The sequence below is a fragment of the Pragia fontium DSM 5563 = ATCC 49100 genome (genome assembly GCF_900112475.1).
Classification (GTDB): Bacteria; Pseudomonadota; Gammaproteobacteria; order Enterobacterales; family Enterobacteriaceae; genus Pragia; species Pragia fontium.
Genome location: NZ_FOLW01000003.1, coordinates 236,639 through 256,888 on the forward strand (window position 1 = coordinate 236,639; position 20,250 = coordinate 256,888).

Genomic DNA, 20,250 nt, shown 5'->3' on the forward strand with positions numbered 1-20,250 from the left:
TTTGAAGGAAACCTCTTGGAAAGCCTTTTTCAACTCCCTCTGGCACGTGGGACCAGAGTGCGAGTTTTACAAATTACTGATACCCACTTATTCGCTGGTATGGATGAAACGCTGTTAGGCGTTAACACTCTGCAAAGCTATCAGGCCGTATTAGAGGCGATTGCTGAACAAGGGCATGATTATCAATTAATCGTTGCGACAGGAGATCTGGCTCAAGATCGTTCCCTCGCTGCCTATCAGCGTTTTGCCGCCGGCATTGCCCACCTACCTGCTCCTTGCGTATGGCTACCGGGTAATCATGATTTCCAACCGGCGATGGTCGATGCCATGGCCGCAGCAGAGATTCTGCCTTCAAAACAGGTGTTGCTGGGCGATGACTGGTATCTGATTCTGTTGGATAGCCAGGTCTTAGGCGTCCCTCACGGTGAGTTGAGCGAATACCAACTGAATTGGCTGGATCATTCATTATCTCGCTATGCCGATCGCCATGCGTTAATCCTGTTGCACCATCATCCGCTGGCCTCCGGCTGTACTTGGTTGGATCAACATAGTTTGCGTAATGCCCATATGTTGGCAGAAGTGTTGGATAAACATCCGCAGGCAAAAACGCTGCTATGTGGGCATATTCATCAGGATCTCGATCTTGACTGGAATGGTCGACGGGTTCTGGCTTCTCCATCAACCTGCGTGCAATTTAAGCCCCACTGTACTAACTTTACTATTGATGAACTTGCGCCGGGCTGGCGTTATCTTGATCTATATTCTGATGGTTCGATTGACACTACGGTGTGCCGCCTTAACAGCGATGCATTCCGTCCTGATATGAACTCGGATGGTTATTGATGGCAACCCTGCTGTATATACATGGATTTAATAGTTCGCCGCAGTCGGCCAAGGCCGTCAGTTTTCAGCGCTGGCTGGCGGAGCACCATCCGCATATTGAGATGCTAATTCCTCAAATTCCGCCGTATCCATCGGAGGCGGCTGAGTTGTTAGAGCAGATCGTGTTAGACCGGGTTGGAGAGCCGCTCGGCATTGTTGGCTCCTCATTGGGAGGCTATTATGCTACTTGGTTATCCCAATGTTTTATGTTGCCGGCGGTTCTGGTTAATCCTGCGGTTAAGCCGTATGAATGGTTGCAGGATTATATTGGGGAATATGAGAATCCCTACACCGGACAGCAATATGTGATAGAGTCACGCCATATTTACGATCTCAAAGTTATGCAAATTGATCCACTAGAATCTCCGGATTTGCTATGGTTATTACAGCAGACAGGGGATGAAGTGCTTGATTACCGTCAGGCGGTCACTTACTACACTTCCTGTAGACAAACGGTAGAGTCAGGTGGAAATCACAGTTTTGTCAGCTTTGATCACTATTTTTCCCCGATTATTGATTTTTTAGGGCTTGCTGCGGCTTAATAATACCGGCTTCAGCCTGCCAGCTATGGAAGGTAAGCCGGTTTACACCGATAATAAGCAATGATCGTTTTTATGCCCTAAAACTATTATCCAGAAGCTAAACAATGAGCCAATCTAGTTATAATGCTGATTCCATTGAGGTTCTCAGCGGCCTTGAACCAGTACGTCGCCGTCCCGGCATGTATACTGATACCTCTCGCCCTAACCATCTTGGTCAGGAAGTGATTGATAACAGCGTTGATGAGGCGTTAGCCGGTCACGCACGTAAAGTCGAAGTGATTTTATACGAAGATCAGTCGCTGGAAGTGATCGATGATGGTCGCGGTATGCCGGTAGATATTCACCCTGAAGAAGGGGTCACGGCAATCGAGCTGATTATGTGTCGTCTACATGCTGGCGGTAAGTTCTCTAACAAGAACTATCAATTCTCCGGTGGTCTGCACGGGGTCGGTATTTCAGTGGTTAACGCCCTGTCTACCCGCGTGGAAGTGACGGTGCGGCGCGATGCGCAGGTGTACAGCATCATTTTTGAAAACGGCGAAAAAGTACAAGACTTAACGGTTATTGGTACCTGCGGTCGCCGTAATACTGGTACCAGTGTGCATTTCTGGCCGGATGGTAGCTTCTTTGACAGCCCAAGATTTTCTGTTTCCCGTTTGGTCCACGTACTGAAAGCGAAAGCGGTACTTTGTCCTGGCGTGGAAATTGTCTTTACTGACAAAGTCAACGGTACTGAACAGCGCTGGTGCTATCAGGACGGCTTGACCGATTATCTGATGGAAGCGGTAAATGGTCTGGTTACGTTACCGGAAAAACCGTTTGTTGGCGCTTTCTCCGGTGAAGTTGAAGCCGTTGACTGGGCGCTGCTATGGCTGCCTGAAGGCGGTGAAGTGCTAAGCGAAAGCTACGTTAACCTGATTCCTACCATGCAGGGAGGAACGCACGTTAATGGATTGCGCCAAGGGTTACTGGACGCGATGCGTGAATTTTGTGAGTTCCGTAATCTACTGCCGCGCGGTGTCAAACTCAGTGCGGAAGATATTTGGGATCGTTGCGCCTACGTGCTGTCACTTAAGATGCAGGATCCACAGTTCGCCGGGCAGACCAAAGAACGGCTCTCTTCCCGTCAAAGTTCGGCTTTTGTCTCCGGAATTATTAAAGACGCCTTTAGCCTGTGGCTAAACCAGAACGTACAGGCAGCGGAACAGCTGGCTGAATTAGCCATTTCCAGCGCTCAACAGCGTATGCGTGCTGCCAAGAAAGTGGTACGTAAAAAACTGGTTAGCGGCCCGGCTTTACCGGGTAAGCTGGCAGACTGTTCTTCACAAGATTTAAGCGTGACAGAACTGTTTTTAGTGGAAGGGGACTCGGCAGGCGGTTCAGCTAAACAGGCACGTAGCCGTGAGTTTCAGGCCATTATGCCGCTGAAAGGTAAAATTCTAAATACCTGGGAAGTGTCTTCCGATGAAGTACTGGCCTCGCAAGAGATTCACGATATCTCCGTGGCGATCGGTATTGACCCTGATAGCGACGATCTCAGCCAATTGCGTTACGGCAAAGTCTGTATTCTGGCGGATGCGGACTCCGATGGTTTACACATCGCGACACTGATTTGTGCCCTGTTTGTGCGCCACTTCCGTAAGATGGTGGAAGAAGGTCACGTGTACGTTGCCATGCCGCCGCTGTACCGCATCGACTTGGGTAAAGAGGTGTATTACGCGCTGGATGAAGAAGAGAAGGCCGGTATCCTCGAACAGTTAAAGCGCAAAAAGGGCAAACCAAACGTGCAGCGCTTTAAAGGATTGGGTGAAATGAACCCTCTGCAACTGCGCGAAACGACTATGGACCCTAATACCCGCCGTCTGGTACAGCTAACGCTGGAAGACAGCGAAACTACCATGGCGCTGATGGATATGCTGTTAGCGAAGAAACGTTCGGAAGATCGCCGTAACTGGTTACAGGAAAAGGGCGATATGGTGGAACTTGATGTTTAATATCGATATCTGAGCCCGGTTTCAACCCGGTGATTACGCTGAGTTAAAGCGGGAAAGGAAAGAGTAATTTTATGAGTGATATAACTCACGACGGCGTGGAGCAACAACCGCTCCACCAGTTTACTGAAAATGCGTACCTCAACTATTCGATGTACGTCATTATGGACCGTGCCCTGCCGTTTATTGGGGATGGTCTGAAACCGGTACAGCGCCGCATTGTTTATGCTATGTCTGAGCTGGGGCTGAATGCCACGGCTAAGTTTAAGAAATCGGCGCGTACCGTCGGTGACGTATTGGGTAAATACCATCCACACGGTGACAGTGCCTGTTATGAAGCCATGGTGTTAATGGCTCAGCCATTCTCTTACCGCTATCCGCTGGTAGACGGTCAAGGAAACTGGGGGGCACCTGACGATCCTAAATCGTTTGCCGCCATGCGTTATACCGAATCTCGCCTGTCAAAATATGCTGAGTTACTGCTTAGCGAATTAGGTCAGGGTACAGTGGACTATACGCCAAACTTTGACGGCACGCTGCAAGAACCGAAGATGCTGCCGGCGCGCTTGCCGAATATTCTGTTAAACGGCACCACCGGTATTGCGGTGGGGATGGCGACGGATATTCCCCCGCATAACGTCCGGGAAGTGGCGAATGCCACGGTGATGTTACTGGATAATCCAAAGGCAACGCTGGATGACGTGATGACCCTGATTCAGGGGCCAGACTATCCAACGGAAGCCGAGATCATTACGCCGCAGGAAGAGATCCGTAAAATTTACCAGAGCGGTAAAGGCTCCGTGCGCATGCGTGCGGTGTGGAAGAAAGAAGAGAGCGAAATCGTGATTACCGCGCTTCCTCACCAAACTTCCGGCGCTAAAGTGATGGAACAGATCGCCAATCAAATGCGCGCCAAAAAGCTGCCGATGATTGACGATTTGCGCGATGAGTCCGACCATGAGAATCCGACGCGTTTGGTGTTGGTGCCGCGCTCTAACCGCGTTGATATGGAACAGGTGATGAATCATCTGTTTGCCACCACCGATCTGGAAAAAAGCTACCGTATTAACCTGAATATGCTGGGGCTGGATGGCCGTCCGTCGGTGAAGAATCTGGTTGAGATCCTCAGCGAATGGCTGGTGTATCGTCGCGATACCGTGACTCGCCGCCTGAATCACCGTTTAGAACGGGTATTAAAACGCCTGCATATTTTGGATGGCTTACTGGTTGCCTTCCTCAATATCGATGAAGTGATTGAGATCATTCGTGCGGAAGATGAACCTAAGCCGGTATTGATGCAGCGTTTTAGCATTAGTGATACTCAGGCCGAAGCTATTCTGGAGCTGAAATTACGCCACCTTGCCAAACTGGAAGAGATGAAAATCCGCGGTGAGCAAGAAGAATTGGAAAAAGAGCGGGCGCATTTACAAGGGCTGCTCTCTTCCGATCGTAAAATGAGCACGCTGATCAAGAAAGAAATTCTGGCGGATGCCGAAACTTATGGCGACAATCGTCGTTCACCGCTGGTGGCTCGCACTGAAGCCAAAGCGATGAGCGAACATGATTTTGTACCGTCTGAGCCAGTGACTATCGTGTTGTCTGATATGGGCTGGGTAAGAAGCGCCAAAGGCCATGATATCGAACCGTCGGGATTAAGCTACCGCGCAGGGGACAGCTTTAAAGCCGCTGCTCGCGGTAAGAGTAATCAGCCGGTGGTGTTTATTGATTCCACCGGCCGTAGCTATGCGTTGGATCCTCTGTCGCTGCCGTCTGCCCGTGGGCAGGGGGAACCGTTAACCGGCAAACTGACTCTGCCACCGGGAGCAACGATCGATCAGGTCTTAATGGCTGCTGACGATCAGAAACTGTTGATGGCTTCTGACGCCGGTTATGGCTTTATCTGTACCTTTGAAGATTTAGTGGCGCGTAACCGCAATGGTAAGGCGATGATTACCTTACCGGATAATGCTCGAGCGCTGCCTCCGCTGGATGTGAACAGTGAAGATGACTTGCTGCTGTCTATTACCGCTGCAGGCCGAATGCTGCTGTTCCCGGTTGGGGATTTACCACAGTTATCCAAAGGTAAGGGGAATAAGATTATCTCCATTCCTTCGGCACAGGCCGCTGCCGGTGAAGATCGGATCGCCTATCTGTTTATCCTGACGGCGAAGTCATCGGTTACCCTGCATGTTGGTAAGCGTAAACTTCAACTGAGACCGGAAGATTTGCAGAAATTCCGTGCGGAACGCGGTCGTAAAGGTACACTGCTGCCTCGTGGTTTGCAGCGTATTGACAGCATTGAGGTGGAAACACCGCCACAGCCGGGTGAAGATCCTGCTGTAGAAAGCTGATATGTCGCTGAAAATAATTGATTGAATTATAGGCTGTTTCTTTATTGGAGCAGCCTATTTGTTTTATATGCACCTGTTTTTATATCAAGCGTGGGTTAGCGTGGAATGCGAATCGTGATGGTTATTATATAACCGATAATTTTGCTGCTTTTCTGCGATGATTCATTGAGATAAAGTGTGTTTTTCTTTCATCAACTTGATATTGGAATCAGTGCGTTTTCTTTATAAGTGGGTATACTTACCGCTTATAAATGAGAGGGATTTATATGCTAGTAATTTTGCGTGCTTTGATCGTTATTCCGTTTTGTATTTTAGTCTGTCTACTTGGTTCAGTATATTGCCTTTTTAGCCCGCGTAATCCTCGTCATTCTTATACTTTTGGGCGGTTATTTGGCCGTCTGGCGCCGATATTTGGTTTAAGCGTTGAAACCCGGGTTAATCCTCCGGTTAAAGCCGACGGTAACTGTATTTATATCGCTAACCATCAAAATAACTACGATATGGTCACTGCTGCCGCTGCGGTGCAGCCTAAAACGGTCACCGTGGGTAAAAAAAGTTTGTTATGGATTCCATTCTTCGGCCCTTTCTACTGGCTGACGGGTAACATCCTGATCGATCGCAATAACAAAACCAAATCACGCGGCACGATTTATCAAATTGTTGAACAGATGAAAAAGCGCGATCTTTCGGTGTGGATGTTCCCTGAAGGTACCCGCAGCCGCGGTCGTGGTTTATTACCGTTTAAGACCGGTGCATTTCACGCGGCGATAGCCGCCGGCGTGCAGATTGTGCCGATTTGTGTATCCAATACCAGTAATAAAATTAACCTGAACCGTTGGAATAATGGGCATGTGATCGTTGAAATGATGTCGCCTATTGATACCAGCCAATATAATAAGGATCAGGTGCGTGAACTCGCTCAGCATTGCCATGATGTGATGGTAGAAAAGCTGGCGCAGTTGAATCAGGAAGTGGCCCAACGTGAGGCGAACGACCGGCAGCGTTAACCAATGCTTTAGGTATTGCTGGTTCACGACGGTGACTATTTGATGATTTTACGCAGAGACAATAATGTCCCTGCGTTTTCTATTGTATATCGATAATCTGGCCATTTTATTTTTGGTGTAATGGGCCTGAGTATGGATAACCTGAAACAGATTGGGATAGCTCCCTTGAGTTGTGCTAAATAAAGGCTGTATTAATGGTTGATAGATTGAATAAAAAAACGACGTCAATTAGTCGCCGTCGCTTATTGCAGGCGACCAGCGTGGCTTTAGGGGCAAGTATGCTGCCAAGTGTACCTGTTATGGCAGCGACACCGCAGGTTGCGTTACCGGTTCCTCCGTTGTTGGAAACTCGTCGTGGTCAGCCTCTTTATCTTTCTATGCAGCGAACGCACTGGGAGTTTATCGCCGGGGCCCGAGTGGCGGCCTGGGGATTTAACGGCCGATATTTAGGGCCAACGGTGAGAGTGCGCGATGGTGACGATGTTAAAATGGTCTACAGCAATCGCCTGAGTGAAGCCGTTGCTATTACCGTTAGCGGATTACAGGTACCTGGGATGTTAGTGGGCAACGGTGCTCGCATGATGTCACCCGGCGTAGATTGGTCACCGATTATTCCTATCCGTCAGCAAGCGGCGACCTGCTGGTATCATGCGATTACCCCTAATAAGATTGCCCCGCATATTTATAACGGTTTGGCGGGTATGTGGATTATTGATGATGCAATAACCCGTGGACTGAACATTCCTAACCAGTATGGTATTAACGATTTCCCGGTGATTTTGCAGGATAAACACTTTGATGCTTTTGGTCAGCCGGAATATGCCGGTAATAATGAGTCCGGCTTTCTGGGAGATACTTTGCTGACCAATGGTGCCATCGGACCTTATGTTGAAGTCGGTCGGGGATGGGTACGCCTGCGTTTACTTAACGCATCTAATTCACGTCGCTATACGCTGAGCTTGAGTGACAATCGGCCTTTCCATTTGATTGCCAACGATGGTGGTCTGTTACCGGCACCGATTAGTTTACCTCTGCTAAATCTGGCTCCGGGGGAGCGTCGTGAGGTCCTGATCGATATGTCGAAAGGCGAAGAGGTTTCAATTTCCGCTGGGCTGTCTGCCGGTGTGGTGGATCGGATACGTAGCTTCTTTGAACCATCAAGCATTCTTAATTCTTCTTTGGTATTAACCATTAAACCAACCGGGCTGATGGCGCTGGCTACGGATAAGCTGCCGGCTAGTCTGAAGCCGGTTGATGTATTGGATGGCAGTATTGCCCGTTCCCGCGAGTTTGTCTTAGGTGATGATGTACCGGGGATTAATGGCGCGATTTGGGATCCGCTACGCATCGATACTCAAGCGCTACAAGGGACATGGGAGCGTTGGACGATTAATGCGGCCAAACCTCAACCGTTCCATCTTCAGGGCGCCTCGTTCTTTGTCAGCGCGGTAAACGGCGCGACACCGCCTCAGGAAGAAAATGGCTGGAAAGATACCGTTTGGGTCGATGGTAAAGTTGAACTGCTGGTGAAGTTCAATCAATCTTCATCGCCGCATTTCCCGTTTATGTACTATAGCCAGAATCTTGAAATGGCAGATCGGGGAAATATTGGGCAGTTGTTGGTGGAAGAAAGACTTTAGGTGAATGAGGGGCGTTTACCCGAACGCCCCAAGACGATAGTAATTCTGTGTGATGTCCTATTAGCGGCCTTTATAGGCTTCTGAACGATACCTTAATAACGATAATCCATCTTATCAATCCCATACTTCTTCATTCTCAAATACAGCTTTTTCCTCGGAATTTGAAAATACTCCGCCACATCGTTAATTCTTCCCTGATGGATATTCAGGGCTTCGATGATGATCTTACGCTCATAATTTTCGATGCGTTCATCCAGCGGGGTGGGGTCGGCATCGGTGGCTAAGGTATTGACGGGGCCGGCCATTGGTAGCACGCCAACGGCAACCAGCTCGGCGGCATTAGCCAGTTCTCGCACATTACCGGGCCACGGGCGCGTGGTGAATTTTTTAACTAATGCCTCACTTAACTGAGGCTGTTGGCGATTCAGGCGCTTACAGGCATAGGCCAGATAGTGCCTGAATAACACTTCAATATCGCCGGGGCGTTTGTTCAGGGGAATACACTCAATTTGCGTCAATGAGAACAGGTAATACAGCTCAGGAATCAATTGCTGCTTAGCGGCCAGCTCTGCGGGAGGACATTGGCTGGTGACGATTAGGCGGAATTTTCGTTCCTGCTGCTGATCCTGTAGTTGAATCAATAAACGTTGATTGACCAACGTCAGACATTCGATATTTTTTAACAGCAAAGTTCCACCGTTGGCCTGCTTAGCCCACAGGTCAAGAGGCTGTTCGGTATCCGCGGTCAACTCCTCAACCACTAAGGGATTCTCCCGTTGTGGGCTGATACGATGAAGATATTTAGCGGCCAGCGTGCGCCCGGTACCCAGCTCACCGTACAGACAAATAGGGAGCGTGGTTTCCGCCAGCGTTTCTAACTGTTGACGCAACTGGCGAATCCAACCGCTATGACCAATCAGATGCTCACCTAACTGCTCTCGTCGCCATTTTCGCTGTTCGATTAGCAAGCGTCGTTCAGTTAAGGCCTTCTCGATTAACGTGAGTAACTGCTGAGGATTAACCGGCTTTTGCAGAAAGTCGTAGGCGCCTTTTTTGACCGCTTCAACCGCCATCGGTACATCGCCATGGCCAGTGATCAGTAAAATAGGCAGTTGGCTATCGGTATTGTGCAACTGTTCAAGTAGGGTAATACCGGAAATTTCCGGCATATAGACATCGGTCAGAACAATACCGGGCCAATCTTCGGGCAGCAGGCCAGAAACCTGCTGTGGATCGCTACAGGTGTAAACCTGATAGCCTTCCTGTTGCAGCAGGGCGCTATAGGCTTCTAATACATCATGGTCATCATCAATAAGCAGAATAGACTGTTGGTCGCTTAACATATTACGGTTTCCTGAATTGAAGAATGACAAGAGCATGGTGGTCTAAGCTTGAGGCGATAAACAGCTCGCCCTGACATTGATGCATAATTGAACGACTAATCGACAGGCCAATGCCCAATCCCACTGATTTATCGGTGGTGAACGGCGTTAGCAATTTATCCGCCAGATCCAGTGACCAACCTTTGCCGTTGTCATAAACATACAGCGTGACTGATTTATCATCTTCCTGTTGCTCAATCGTAATTTGAGGAGGCAGGCCAGAAACGGCTTCCAGCGCATTGGTCAGTATATTGACCAGCACCTGTTGAATCCGCACATCATCACCAAAAATAGGATGGATATGCTCGGGATAAGTCATTTTCGCCTGTAGTGGACGATGGCGTAAGGCCAGCAGTTCCCAGGAGGATTCAATAACCTGACGTAAATCCAGCTCACCCAATGATTGGTCACCATCGCGACGGCGGGCAAAATAACGTAGCCGTTTGATAATATTATCCATACGCTCAATCAATGAGCGCATCGTCAGCAAATAGTTCGTTACCGCTTGAGTATTGCGCTGTTCCAGCGCCCGGCCGATGCTATGTAAATACATCGACAGCGCATTCAGCGGCTGATTTACTTCATGAGCCAAGGTGGTCATGGTCTGACCTACCACTGCCAGTTTGGCGGTTTGAATCAGCTCGTCCTGTGCGGTTCTTAAATTATTTTCAATCACGATACGCTCACCAATTTCCTGCTCCAACTGATGCTTTTGTTGATTGATCTGCACAATGGTTTGACGCAACAGATTGGCAATCCGCCCCAGTTCATCATTGCCGGAGAGGGGGATTTCCGCATCTAATTCTCCGTTGCTTAAACGGGCAACGGCGTCGTTTAACGCCTTAAAGCGATTGGTCATCCTTGGGCGAATAAACAGGTAATTGAGTAAAACCACAAACAGCAGGGCGGTAAGCATCGCGGCGACGATCAGCATGCCGCTGATCTGCATGATATTTTCTAACTTATGGTTGAAGGTTTGCAGCTGTAGATGGCTATTGCCTAACTGTTTTTCTAACTGTGAGCGTAGTTGGGTGAGCAGGATTTCTTTCTCGCCAACGGTTTTTTGCAGCATTTGCTGGGCGTGTTGATTATCCGCCAGCGCACCCGGTAAGTAATTTTTCGAGATACCCAACTCCAACAACGAATACACCGTCTGGCGCAGGGTAACGGTACTGGTATGCTTTTCCAGCGCCAGAGCGCCATCATCGGTGAGTTGTTTGAGATAATTAAGATAGTTGATATGGCTGACCAGATTGCTTTCGTCTCTGTAGTCGGCTTTTAGCATTTCCCTCAGGGCTTCCACAATTTGTACTTCAGTGTGGGACAGGGCGAATACCAACTGAAGTTCATTTTGCACATTACGCAGAGATTGCTGCAAAGCCTGACTTTTTTCGGCGCTACTGGTTTGGCTCAATTGTTCCAACAGTGACGACTGTTGCCAGCTCAGATCCTGAGAAAGGGAACTGAGTTCATTGCTGAAATCATCGTGGAGCCAGTTAATGCGCGAAGAAATTTCATTTAGCTTCTCTTTCTCCAGATAGCTGTTGTACAAGGTACTGTCCAGATTATTCAGCAGCTGATAACTGGCATTAACCTGCTGATGTAGAGTACTTTGCCGCTCTTGATCCAGATGGGGGCTAATGGTTTGAATTTTTTGTAAACGCAGCTTTATTTGTTCCCGCAACTGCAATCGACTGCTGGTATTGGTGCTTTGTTGTAGTTCGTTAAACTCATTCACCAGTGAAGTCAGGTTTTCCTCAAACTGAAATGAGGCCTGAATTTTGGGGAAATAGTCGTCCAGCGCATAGCGTACTTGGGTATTTTGTACATTCCATGAGTAGAGGCTAACGATGCTGACAAACAGCGTCAGAATGGCGCTGAAGACAAAAGCCAGACGTAGGCTGGCACTGATGGTCAGACGATGTAGTAAACCGCTCATTTCAAGGCTTCCAGCTGTTTAATGGCTAATCGCTGCTGCTGGAGGAAGAATTGCTGCCATGCCATAAGTTGGGACTCACGGAAGTCAGGTTGCTGTTCCAACTGGCTGAGATACTGCGGATCGGCAGCCTGCTCGGCGCTGACCGGAACCTGAGTTAACAGGGCTCTAATCTCGGGCAGCGGTCGCTTTAAATTCAGTTCAGCCTGATTTAGCGCTTTCCAGGCATCTTGTAGCTGGGTCAGGCGGAACGTTATCGCGGAATCAAACAGTAGCTGAACCAGCTTCTGGCGCTGAATAGTTAAAGGATAATTCAGCGGCGGATGTTCCAGCAGTAAAGATTGCTGATGAGCCATCGGGTGATTCGGCGGTAAAGGGTAGACTGGATATTTACCCGAGTCTGAATCGCTCATAGCCTGCTGGCCAGATGGGCTAAGCAGAAAAGTAATAAAACGTCCCGCCTCAGACTGGTTGGTGCTGGTATGAGTTATTGCGATAAACATCGGGGCAGCACGCGAGGTGGGAAAATAGTTAAAACTCAGATTTGGGCTATTGAGTAATACATTCGCATAGTTATCGATCACCGGACCGGCGGCGCCTAAACCTGTGTTGATTTTATTGGCTACACCAAAACTGCGGGATGAAATGGTCGCCAGATTTCCGCTGACTTGTAAGAGTGAAGCCCAGCCCTGTTGCCAGCCACGTTGTTCCAGCAGGCTTTCAATCATCAGGTGAGTGGTGTCGGATCGGGACGGGCTACTCATGAGAATCATACCCTGATAGCGCGCATCGCCCAGATCTTCCCAGGTCTTCGGTGTGGGTAACCCTTTTTCCTGTAAACGGGTACGGTTGACCAGAATGCCATAGCCTGAAATAGCCACCGCAACGGTGGTGCTACGGATTGATTCGGGTACCAATCGACGGCTGTCTTCAATTTTATTTTCAAACAGGGATAGCTTGCCGCCATCTTGTAAACGTTGCATTAACATGGGCGATGAACTCAGCACCAGATCGATCTTTTCTCCCAGAGGATTATTAAGCAAACGTTCAAGAGAGGAGCTGGTGCGGTTAAGGGTACGGATACTCACCGCTTGAGGCTGTGTTTGCCACTGGCCAATAATGTGTTCCGTTGCCTCCGGCGACAGCGTGGTGGCGATAACCAGCTCACTGCTGTGCGCAAGGGCTGATGTTAGCAACAGAATAAGTAAATGCCAGCGGAGCATGAAGGTTTCCTGTAATGACGAATGACCCACTTCAGTTATGCAGGGTCGTTATAGGCGAATAAAAAATAATAACTAACGTATTTATGAAAAAGTGTCATTTAAATATGTGAGTAAGCTCAAATAATAATAAAATAAATTCAACGGATGCTATTATTTATTCGGTTTTATTTAACACATTTTATCCTAAAATTCATCTTGGTGGCGAGCTAAAAATATTAATGGTCACAAATTGACTCATGATTTTTATATTTTGGGTTATTTTTGACGCATTTCATTCTGTTGAATATAAAAATATCTCAGGTCATTATTATTCCACTGATATACCTCTGGGGAACGATCCCGCTTACCGCTCAGGATGCAGCATAAATCATGATGAGACCACAGCGAGCTTCGTTAGTTAGGTTTGTCAGATAACTCTATTATTTAATGGATGAATAATTCCGGCGTACATATTTAATTATTAGAACCAAGATTTTTTTATAGAAATAACCGTCGGTTAGAACGGCTTATTTATATTCCGGATAACAATAAATTTAAAATAACAGTTTAAGGTAATGCTATGCTATCTATACTGAAACCTAAGGTCGCGACACATAAAGTGCCGGAAGACCAAATACAAAGTACTTATAGTCGCTATCGTATTCAAGCGCTGTTCAGCGTATTTATTGGATACCTTTCCTATTACATTGTGCGTAATAACTTTGCCCTTTCAACCCCTTATTTAAAACAAGAACTCAACCTGACCGCGACGCAGATTGGTCTGCTTAGTAGCTGCATGCTGATTGCTTACGGGATCAGTAAAGGCATCATGAGTAGTCTGGCGGATAAGGCCAATCCAAAAGTCTATATGGCGGTGGGTTTGATTCTGTGTGCGCTGGTTAACGTCGGATTGGGCTTCAGCTTTGCCTTCTGGATGTTTGCCGTGTTAGTTATTTTAAACGGTTTCTTTCAGGGAATGGGTGTCGGGCCATCGTTTATCACCATTGCTAACTGGTTCCCACGTAGAGAGCGTGGCATAACGGGAGCGATCTGGAATATTTCCCATAACGTGGGTGGCGGTATTGTTGCGCCTATTATCGGGATTGCTTTTGCGCTGGTGGGTACCGAGCACTGGAAAATTGCCAGCTATATTGTTCCTGCTGGTATTGCTGTGATTCTGGCGATGGTGGTTCTGACCGTCGGTAAAGGTTCACCGGTGAGTGAAGGTTTACCGCCGTTAAATGAGATTGTAAAAGACGATTCACCGGTAGTGAAAATCAAAGGGGATAAGGCACCAGAAAATATGTCCGCCTTCCAGATTTTCTGTACCTATGTACTGAAAAATAAGAATGCCTGGTACGTTTCTTTTGTGGATGTGTTCGTCTATATGGTGCGTTTTGGCATCATCAGTTGGTTACCGATTTATCTGTTAACCGTGAAGCATTTCAGTAAAACCGAAATGAGCGTCGCGTTCCTGTTCTTTGAATGGGCGGCTATTCCGTCAACCTTGTTGGCCGGTTGGTTAAGTGACAAGCTGTTCCGTGGACGCCGCATGCCATTAGCGATTGTCAGTATGACGCTGATCTTCTTCTGCTTGGTGGGTTACTGGCAAAGTAATTCTCTGCTGTTGGTGACCGTATTTGCCGCTTGCGTGGGTTGTCTGATTTATGTGCCGCAATTCCTAGCGTCAGTACAGACCATGGAAATCGTACCGAGCTTTGCTGTGGGTTCAGCTGTGGGGCTGCGTGGATTCCTTAGTTATATTCTGGGGGCTTCATTAGGCACCAGCCTGTTTGGTGTGATGGTTGACCGTGTAGGTTGGGACGGTGGCTTCTACATGCTATTGGGTGGCGTGATCTGCTGTATTATTTTCTGCATATTAACTCACCGTGGAGCGCTGGAATTAGAGCGTGAAAGGGCAAAAGCGGCAGAAGATGAAGTGAATGACGCAGTGCCAGCGACGGCTTAATGCTGAATAGGTAATAATCTGTCATTTGTTAAACGGTCTCTATCGTGAGGCCGTTTACGTTCTATCTAAGTCGTCATTCCGGTGATATTTACAATTGATCGGTGCCGTCATCCCTGCGAAAGCGGGGACCTCGTTCTTAAGCCAAGCGTTGTCGTTAAGCGAAAACATTAGATTCCGGTTTTCACCGGAATGACGAAGGGGGGAATGCGATCATATTCTGACTGAGTCACTAATAAGTGGAACAAATCGCTCACAAAATACCTACTTTAATCCTTTGAATCTCCAAATAAAAAATTTGTGGGGATCCTTCAGACAGAGCGAAAGCTAGGATCTCTCCCTTAAGCAAACATTCACATAGTGAATGTTTGCTTCTCCTACGGCTACGCGTTCCAGCGTTTGCTGGGATGACGGGAATAAAGACGGGATGGTGAAATTTATCAGTCATTGTATACAGAATAAAAATACTTAAATGAATGCCCGCTTATTCTAAGACTATTATTTTATGCCTTATCCCCCAACAACACGGACTCCAGCGCAATCTCAACCATCTGATTAAATGAAGTCTGCCGTTGTTCGGCACTCAGGTTGCCCGGCTGGCGTAGATGGTCTGACACGGTGCAAATACACAGCGCTTTAGCACCAAATTCAGCGGCGACGCCGTACAAACCAGCGGCTTCCATTTCGACGGCCAGAATGTTGAACTTCTCCATAATATCGAACATATCCGGGTTCGGAGAATAAAACAGGTCAGCAGAAAAAATATTGCCTATCTGAACATCAATTTTTTGTTGCTGTGCGGCATCAACGGCATGGCGTAACAAACCATAGTCGGCCAGTGCGGCAAAATCATGGCCTTTAAAACGTTGGCGATTTACGCCGGAATCCGTTGAAGCACCCATACCAATCACGATATCGCGCAGTTTCAGATGACGATTGATCGCACCGCATGAACCGACGCGGATCAGATGTTTAACGTCATACTCGGTAATCAGTTCTTTCGCATAGATTGAACAGGAGGGAATGCCCATTCCGTGTCCCATCACGGAGATTCGGCGGCCGCGGTAATAACCGGTAAAACCCAGCATATTGCGGGTATCCGTCACCAGTTTAGCCCGTTCTAGCTGGGTTTCGGCAATATGTTTGGCGCGTAGTGGATCGCCGGGCATTAGAACCACATCGGAAAAGTCACCGCGTTCGGCATTAATATGAGGTGTCGCCATAGAATTCTCCCTGATTAAAAGATACGTTTCAGATTGCCATTATCAAAGGGACATCAGCAACCGAGTTAACCCAGAATTGTGGGCTAATTCCTGTAATTATTAAGATATTTTGCGTCGGAACATCCAGTACGCCAGACTACCGGTGGTAACGGTAATGACCAACAGCGGCCACAGGCTGCCCCAGATAATCGAGAAATCGGCATCTTTCAGATAAATCTGTTTCGTGATATCGGTAAAATGGCGGATGGGGTTAATCCAAGTCAGATCCTGTAGCCAGACCGGCATATTTTCCACCGGTGAGACATAACCCGATAGCAAAATGGCCGGCATCATAAAGACGAATACCCCAATAAACGCCTGTTGCTGGGTGGCGCACAGGGAAGAAATCAACAGCCCAAAGCCAACCAACGATAGGGTGTAAATAAGCATAGTGCTGTAAAACAGCAGCAGAGAACCGGCAAACGGAATCTCATAACAGAAGATCCCCACCAGTAGTACGATGGAAGCCTGAAATATCGCCACAATCATCGCAGGAACGGCTTTACCGATAAAGATTTGCCAGGTGGTCAACGGAGAGACTAAAAGCTGCTCCAGCGTTCCCTGTTCCCGTTCCCGGGCAACAGATAGAGACGTCACGATTAATACGCCAATAGTGACAATCATGGCGATAAGCGACGGCACCACAAACCACTTATAGTCCAGATTGGGGTTATACCAGTTGCGAATCACCAGTTCACTGTTGTTTTGCTTTGGTATATTGGCGCTGAGTTCCAACTGATATTGTTTAATGATTTGCTGAATATAGTTAGCGGCAATTTGAGCGCTATTGGAGCGGCGTCCGTCGAGAATAATCTGCAACGGGGTAGTTTGCCCTGCGGCCAGGTTGCGTGAGAAATCGGCAGGAAAACGAACCAGCAACAGCGCCTTTTGTTGATTGATGGTTGGCTCAATCTCCTGTGAACTGTGTAATAACAGCACTTGACTAAACGCGCTGGCTTTGGCGATACGCTGGGTCAGTTCTACCGACGCTTTACCGTTATCTTCGCTATAAACGGCAATGGTAGCATTGGTCACTTCCAGCGTGGCGGCAAAGGGGAACAAAATAACCTGCATCAATACCGGAAGCACCAGAATAACTCGGGTTTGTGGATCGCGCAGCAGCGACTGTAGCTCCTTGATGATGAGGGATAACAGTCGATGCAGCATGGTGACGGTGTGTCCGGCCATTAATCCAGCCTCCGTCGGGTTTTTAATGCCGTCAGTCCGATAAAGAAAATCGCCGAGGCAATTAAAAACAGAGTATTCATCAACAGGATTGGTCCGATATTTCCCGCCAGAAACAGAGTTTGTAGGGTATTCACAAAGTAGCGAGCGGGAATAATATAGGTCACAGCCCTGACCACCTGCGGCATACTGTCAATTTCAAAGATAAATCCGGATAGCATGACCGCGGGCAGAAAGGCAGCGTTTAATGCCACCATCGCCGCATTAAACTGATTGCGCGTCAGAGTCGAAATCAAGAGCCCCATTCCCAGAGTGCTGGCTAAAAACAGGCTGCTAATGGCAAATAGGATCAGCAGCGAGCCCCGGTAAGGAACATTCATCACAAATACCGCGACGATCACGCACAGCGCCATGGCGATCATGCCCAAAAAATAGTAGGGAATCAGTTTTGACAGGAGTAACTCTCCACGGGTTACCTGAGTGGAGAGCAGGGCTTCCATGGTACCGCGTTCCCACTCTCTGGCAATCACCAGTGAGGTGAGGATCGCGCCGATAACCGTCATGATGATAGTTATCGCGCCGGGAATAATAAAGTTGCGGCTGATGGCCGAAGGGTTAAACCAATAGCGCAGTTGGACATCAATCAGTCCTTGTGGTGTTTGACCATGATCGATGGCCACATTTTGCTGCCATATTTGCCAGATACCTTGGGCATACCCTTGAGCAAAGTTCGCGGTATTCGGTTCACTGCCGTCGGTAATAACCTGGATCGGTGCGGTATTTTCCGGACGATATTGCTGTTGAGCAAAGTCAGATGGAATGACAATCATGCTGCGGATTTCACCGGCTTGAAGCTTATGTATCAATTCCCGACGATCGGTACTGATGGTTGGGGCGATATAGGCTGAGCCGATAAAGGCATCAACCAGATGGCGGGCTTCCGGCGTTTGTTGCTCCATCAGAATACCCACTTTCAATTTGCTGGAATCCAGATTAATACCGTAGCCAAAGATAAAGAGCAGCATCAGCGGAATGACAAAGGCAATAAGCCCACTGCTGGGGTCGCGCAGGATTTGGTAGGTCTCTTTACGGCATAGGGCGATTAACCGCCGTAGCGAGAAAAAGGTATGGGGCTTTTTAGCGGAGGCGTTACTCATTCTGTCCTCCTTGATCGTAGCCCAGTACCAGATCGATAAACGCTTGTTCCATGGTTGGGTTTGGATTTTCCGCGCTGGCAACTTGCTGCTTCAGATCGTCGGGTGAACCTGAGGCGATAATTTTCCCCCGATAAACCAAGCCAATACGATCGCAATACTCAGCTTCATCCATAAAGTGAGTAGTGACCATTACCGTGACGCCTTTTTCTACCATACCGTTAATGTGCAGCCAAAATTCTCGGCGGGTGATGGGGTCAACGCCAGAGGTCGGTTCATCCAGAAACAGAATGTCCGGTTCATGCATCAGGGCACAGGCGAGTGCCAGCCGCTGTTTAAATCCTAACGGCAGGGAATTGGGTTCCTGATTAAGAATTGGGGTGAAATTAAAGGCTTTGGTCATATCGGCGATCTTGTTTTTTTGCCGTTGCCCGTACAAACCATAGGCTCCCGAAAAAAACTTCAGATTCTGTGCAACGGTCAGGTTGCCATACAGAGAGAATTTTTGCGCCATATAGCCCAGATGCTGGCGGGCTTTGCCGGAACTGGTTTTTAAGTCCAGATTTAGCACCAGCGCTTTTCCGCCGCTGGGTACCAACAGGCCGCACATCATCTTAAAGGTGGTTGATTTACCTGCGCCGTTGGGGCCGAGTAGACCGAAAATCTCACCGCGTTTGACCTGAAAGCTAACATTATCCGTTGCTGCAAACGGACCAAATTTTTTGGTCAGAGATATTGCTTCAATCACCACATCCTGCGGGCTCCCTTCTACCGACGGCATAATCTGCCCCAGGGCGGATTCACTGGCGGGATTCCCCCCTAACAGGTCAATAAATGCATCTTCAAAACGCGGTTCCGCTTCTTCGACTTTTGCCCCCGGCTGATGGAGTAATGCAGGGAGTTGCTGATGATCTTCTCCCTGTTTTAGGATCAAGCGCACGGCTTTTCCCTGAATCACGCCATCGCTAACCTGTGGCAGAGTCAGCGCTTTTTGTAGCATCTTGCGGTTCGTGCCCTGAGTCGCAGCCATCAGTACACTACGGCCGACCATGCGCTGGGTTAGCGTTTGTGGTGGGCCACTGAAGATGAGTTCACCTTCATTCATCAACATCACATGACGGCACTGTTCTGCTTCATCCAGATAGGAAGTGCTCCAAAGAATTAGCATGCCCTCATCCGCCAGCTCATGCACCATTTTCCACAGTTCGCGGCGGGATATAGGATCAACGCCGACGCCGGGTTCATCCAGCAGCAGAACTTTCGGTTGGCCGATTAGTGTACAGGCCAGGCCCAGTTTCTGTTTCATACCGCCGGATAGTTTTCCGGCTAAACGATCGGTAAAACGGGCAAGATCGGTAAAATTGAGCAGTTTTTCGAAGATGGTTGTACGTTCTTCACCGATAACGCTGCGTAAATCAGCATACAGATTCAGGTTCTCAAGGACTGACAGATCTTCATACAAACCAAATTTTTGCGGCATATAGCCTAATATGGCGTGAAGTTGACCATCATCTTGAAGGGGATCCAGCCCAATCACGCGAATGGTGCCCGCATCCGGCTTCAATAAACCGGCTAGCATACGCATTAGCGTGGTTTTCCCGGCTCCGTCCGGCCCGACTAAGCCCATAACGCCACCGCTGTCTATCTGCGTGGTCAGGCTGGCAACGGCGGGTTTGGTTAATCCACGGAAACTTTTCTCAACCTTGTCGAGCACAATACAGTGATGAGGTGTTGAGGATGTATCCGTCAT

Annotated in this window: 14 protein-coding genes; 7 read left to right on the forward strand and 7 right to left on the reverse strand. The window is 48.3% G+C overall.

The genetic code is table 11. The annotated features are described in order from the left end of the window. Positions 1–15 precede the first annotated feature (15 nt). From cpdA to ftsP, 6 genes are all read left to right on the forward strand, one after another. On the forward strand, positions 16–843 hold the full coding sequence (gene cpdA, locus BMZ28_RS06765) for a 3',5'-cyclic-AMP phosphodiesterase (RefSeq protein WP_047781887.1): 828 nt from the start codon (positions 16–18) through the stop codon (positions 841–843). After that, entirely contained in the window at positions 843–1,424 is a 582-nt protein-coding gene (gene yqiA, locus BMZ28_RS06770; RefSeq protein WP_047781886.1) for an esterase YqiA, read from the forward strand. Before cpdA ends, yqiA begins: the two co-directional genes overlap by 1 nt. Before the next feature lie 104 nt (positions 1,425–1,528). Continuing rightward, the gene (parE, locus tag BMZ28_RS06775; RefSeq protein ID WP_047781885.1) at positions 1,529–3,418 is read left to right on the forward strand and encodes a DNA topoisomerase IV subunit B; all 1,890 of its coding nucleotides are present in this window, start codon (positions 1,529–1,531) and stop codon (positions 3,416–3,418) included. A 71-nt stretch (positions 3,419–3,489) separates the two neighbouring features. Continuing rightward, complete coding sequence (parC, locus tag BMZ28_RS06780) at positions 3,490–5,766, forward strand: DNA topoisomerase IV subunit A (RefSeq protein ID WP_074821757.1); 2,277 nt, start codon at positions 3,490–3,492, stop codon at positions 5,764–5,766. A 266-nt stretch (positions 5,767–6,032) separates the two neighbouring features. Beyond that, positions 6,033–6,773: a 1-acylglycerol-3-phosphate O-acyltransferase gene (locus tag BMZ28_RS06785; RefSeq protein ID WP_047781883.1), complete on the forward strand. Its 741-nt coding sequence runs from the start codon at positions 6,033–6,035 to the stop codon at positions 6,771–6,773. A gap of 194 nt (positions 6,774–6,967) precedes the next feature. Beyond that, positions 6,968–8,413, forward strand: coding sequence for a cell division protein FtsP (ftsP, locus tag BMZ28_RS06790; RefSeq protein WP_074821760.1), 1,446 nt, complete (start codon positions 6,968–6,970; stop codon positions 8,411–8,413). A gap of 92 nt (positions 8,414–8,505) precedes the next feature. Here the strand turns inward: ftsP and pgtA are convergent, their stop codons facing one another. Genes pgtA through BMZ28_RS06805 form a run of 3 tightly spaced genes read right to left on the reverse strand, consistent with a single transcriptional unit; the run spans position 8,506 to position 12,954 of the window. Further along, positions 8,506–9,756, reverse strand: a complete 1,251-nt coding sequence (gene pgtA / locus BMZ28_RS06795; RefSeq protein WP_074821765.1) for a two-component system response regulator PgtA — start codon at positions 9,754–9,756, stop codon at positions 8,506–8,508. A 1-nt stretch (position 9,757) separates the two neighbouring features. Further along, positions 9,758–11,734 (reverse strand): two-component system sensor histidine kinase PgtB, encoded by a 1,977-nt coding sequence (pgtB, locus tag BMZ28_RS06800; protein WP_074821768.1) that lies wholly within the window; start codon positions 11,732–11,734, stop codon positions 9,758–9,760. After that, entirely contained in the window at positions 11,731–12,954 is a 1,224-nt protein-coding gene (locus tag BMZ28_RS06805; protein WP_074821771.1) for an ABC transporter substrate-binding protein, read from the reverse strand. The genes pgtB and BMZ28_RS06805 overlap by 4 nt, the downstream gene beginning before the upstream one ends. A gap of 559 nt (positions 12,955–13,513) precedes the next feature. Here BMZ28_RS06805 and pgtP point away from each other — a divergent pair. Continuing rightward, positions 13,514–14,902 (forward strand): phosphoglycerate transporter PgtP, encoded by a 1,389-nt coding sequence (pgtP, locus tag BMZ28_RS06810; protein ID WP_074821773.1) that lies wholly within the window; start codon positions 13,514–13,516, stop codon positions 14,900–14,902. Positions 14,903–15,402: 500 nt separating this feature from the next. Here pgtP and deoD read toward each other — a convergent pair whose 3' ends face one another. The 4 genes from deoD to BMZ28_RS06830 form a co-directional block, all read right to left on the reverse strand. Further along, complete coding sequence (gene deoD / locus BMZ28_RS06815; protein ID WP_047781877.1) at positions 15,403–16,122, reverse strand: purine-nucleoside phosphorylase; 720 nt, start codon at positions 16,120–16,122, stop codon at positions 15,403–15,405. A gap of 99 nt (positions 16,123–16,221) precedes the next feature. Then, on the reverse strand, positions 16,222–17,328 hold the full coding sequence (locus BMZ28_RS06820; RefSeq protein ID WP_047782757.1) for an ABC transporter permease: 1,107 nt from the start codon (positions 17,326–17,328) through the stop codon (positions 16,222–16,224). A gap of 20 nt (positions 17,329–17,348) precedes the next feature. After that, complete coding sequence (locus BMZ28_RS06825; protein ID WP_047781876.1) at positions 17,349–18,503, reverse strand: ABC transporter permease; 1,155 nt, start codon at positions 18,501–18,503, stop codon at positions 17,349–17,351. Beyond that, positions 18,496–20,250: an ATP-binding cassette domain-containing protein gene (locus BMZ28_RS06830; RefSeq protein WP_074821776.1), complete on the reverse strand. Its 1,755-nt coding sequence runs from the start codon at positions 20,248–20,250 to the stop codon at positions 18,496–18,498. The genes BMZ28_RS06825 and BMZ28_RS06830 overlap by 8 nt, the downstream gene beginning before the upstream one ends.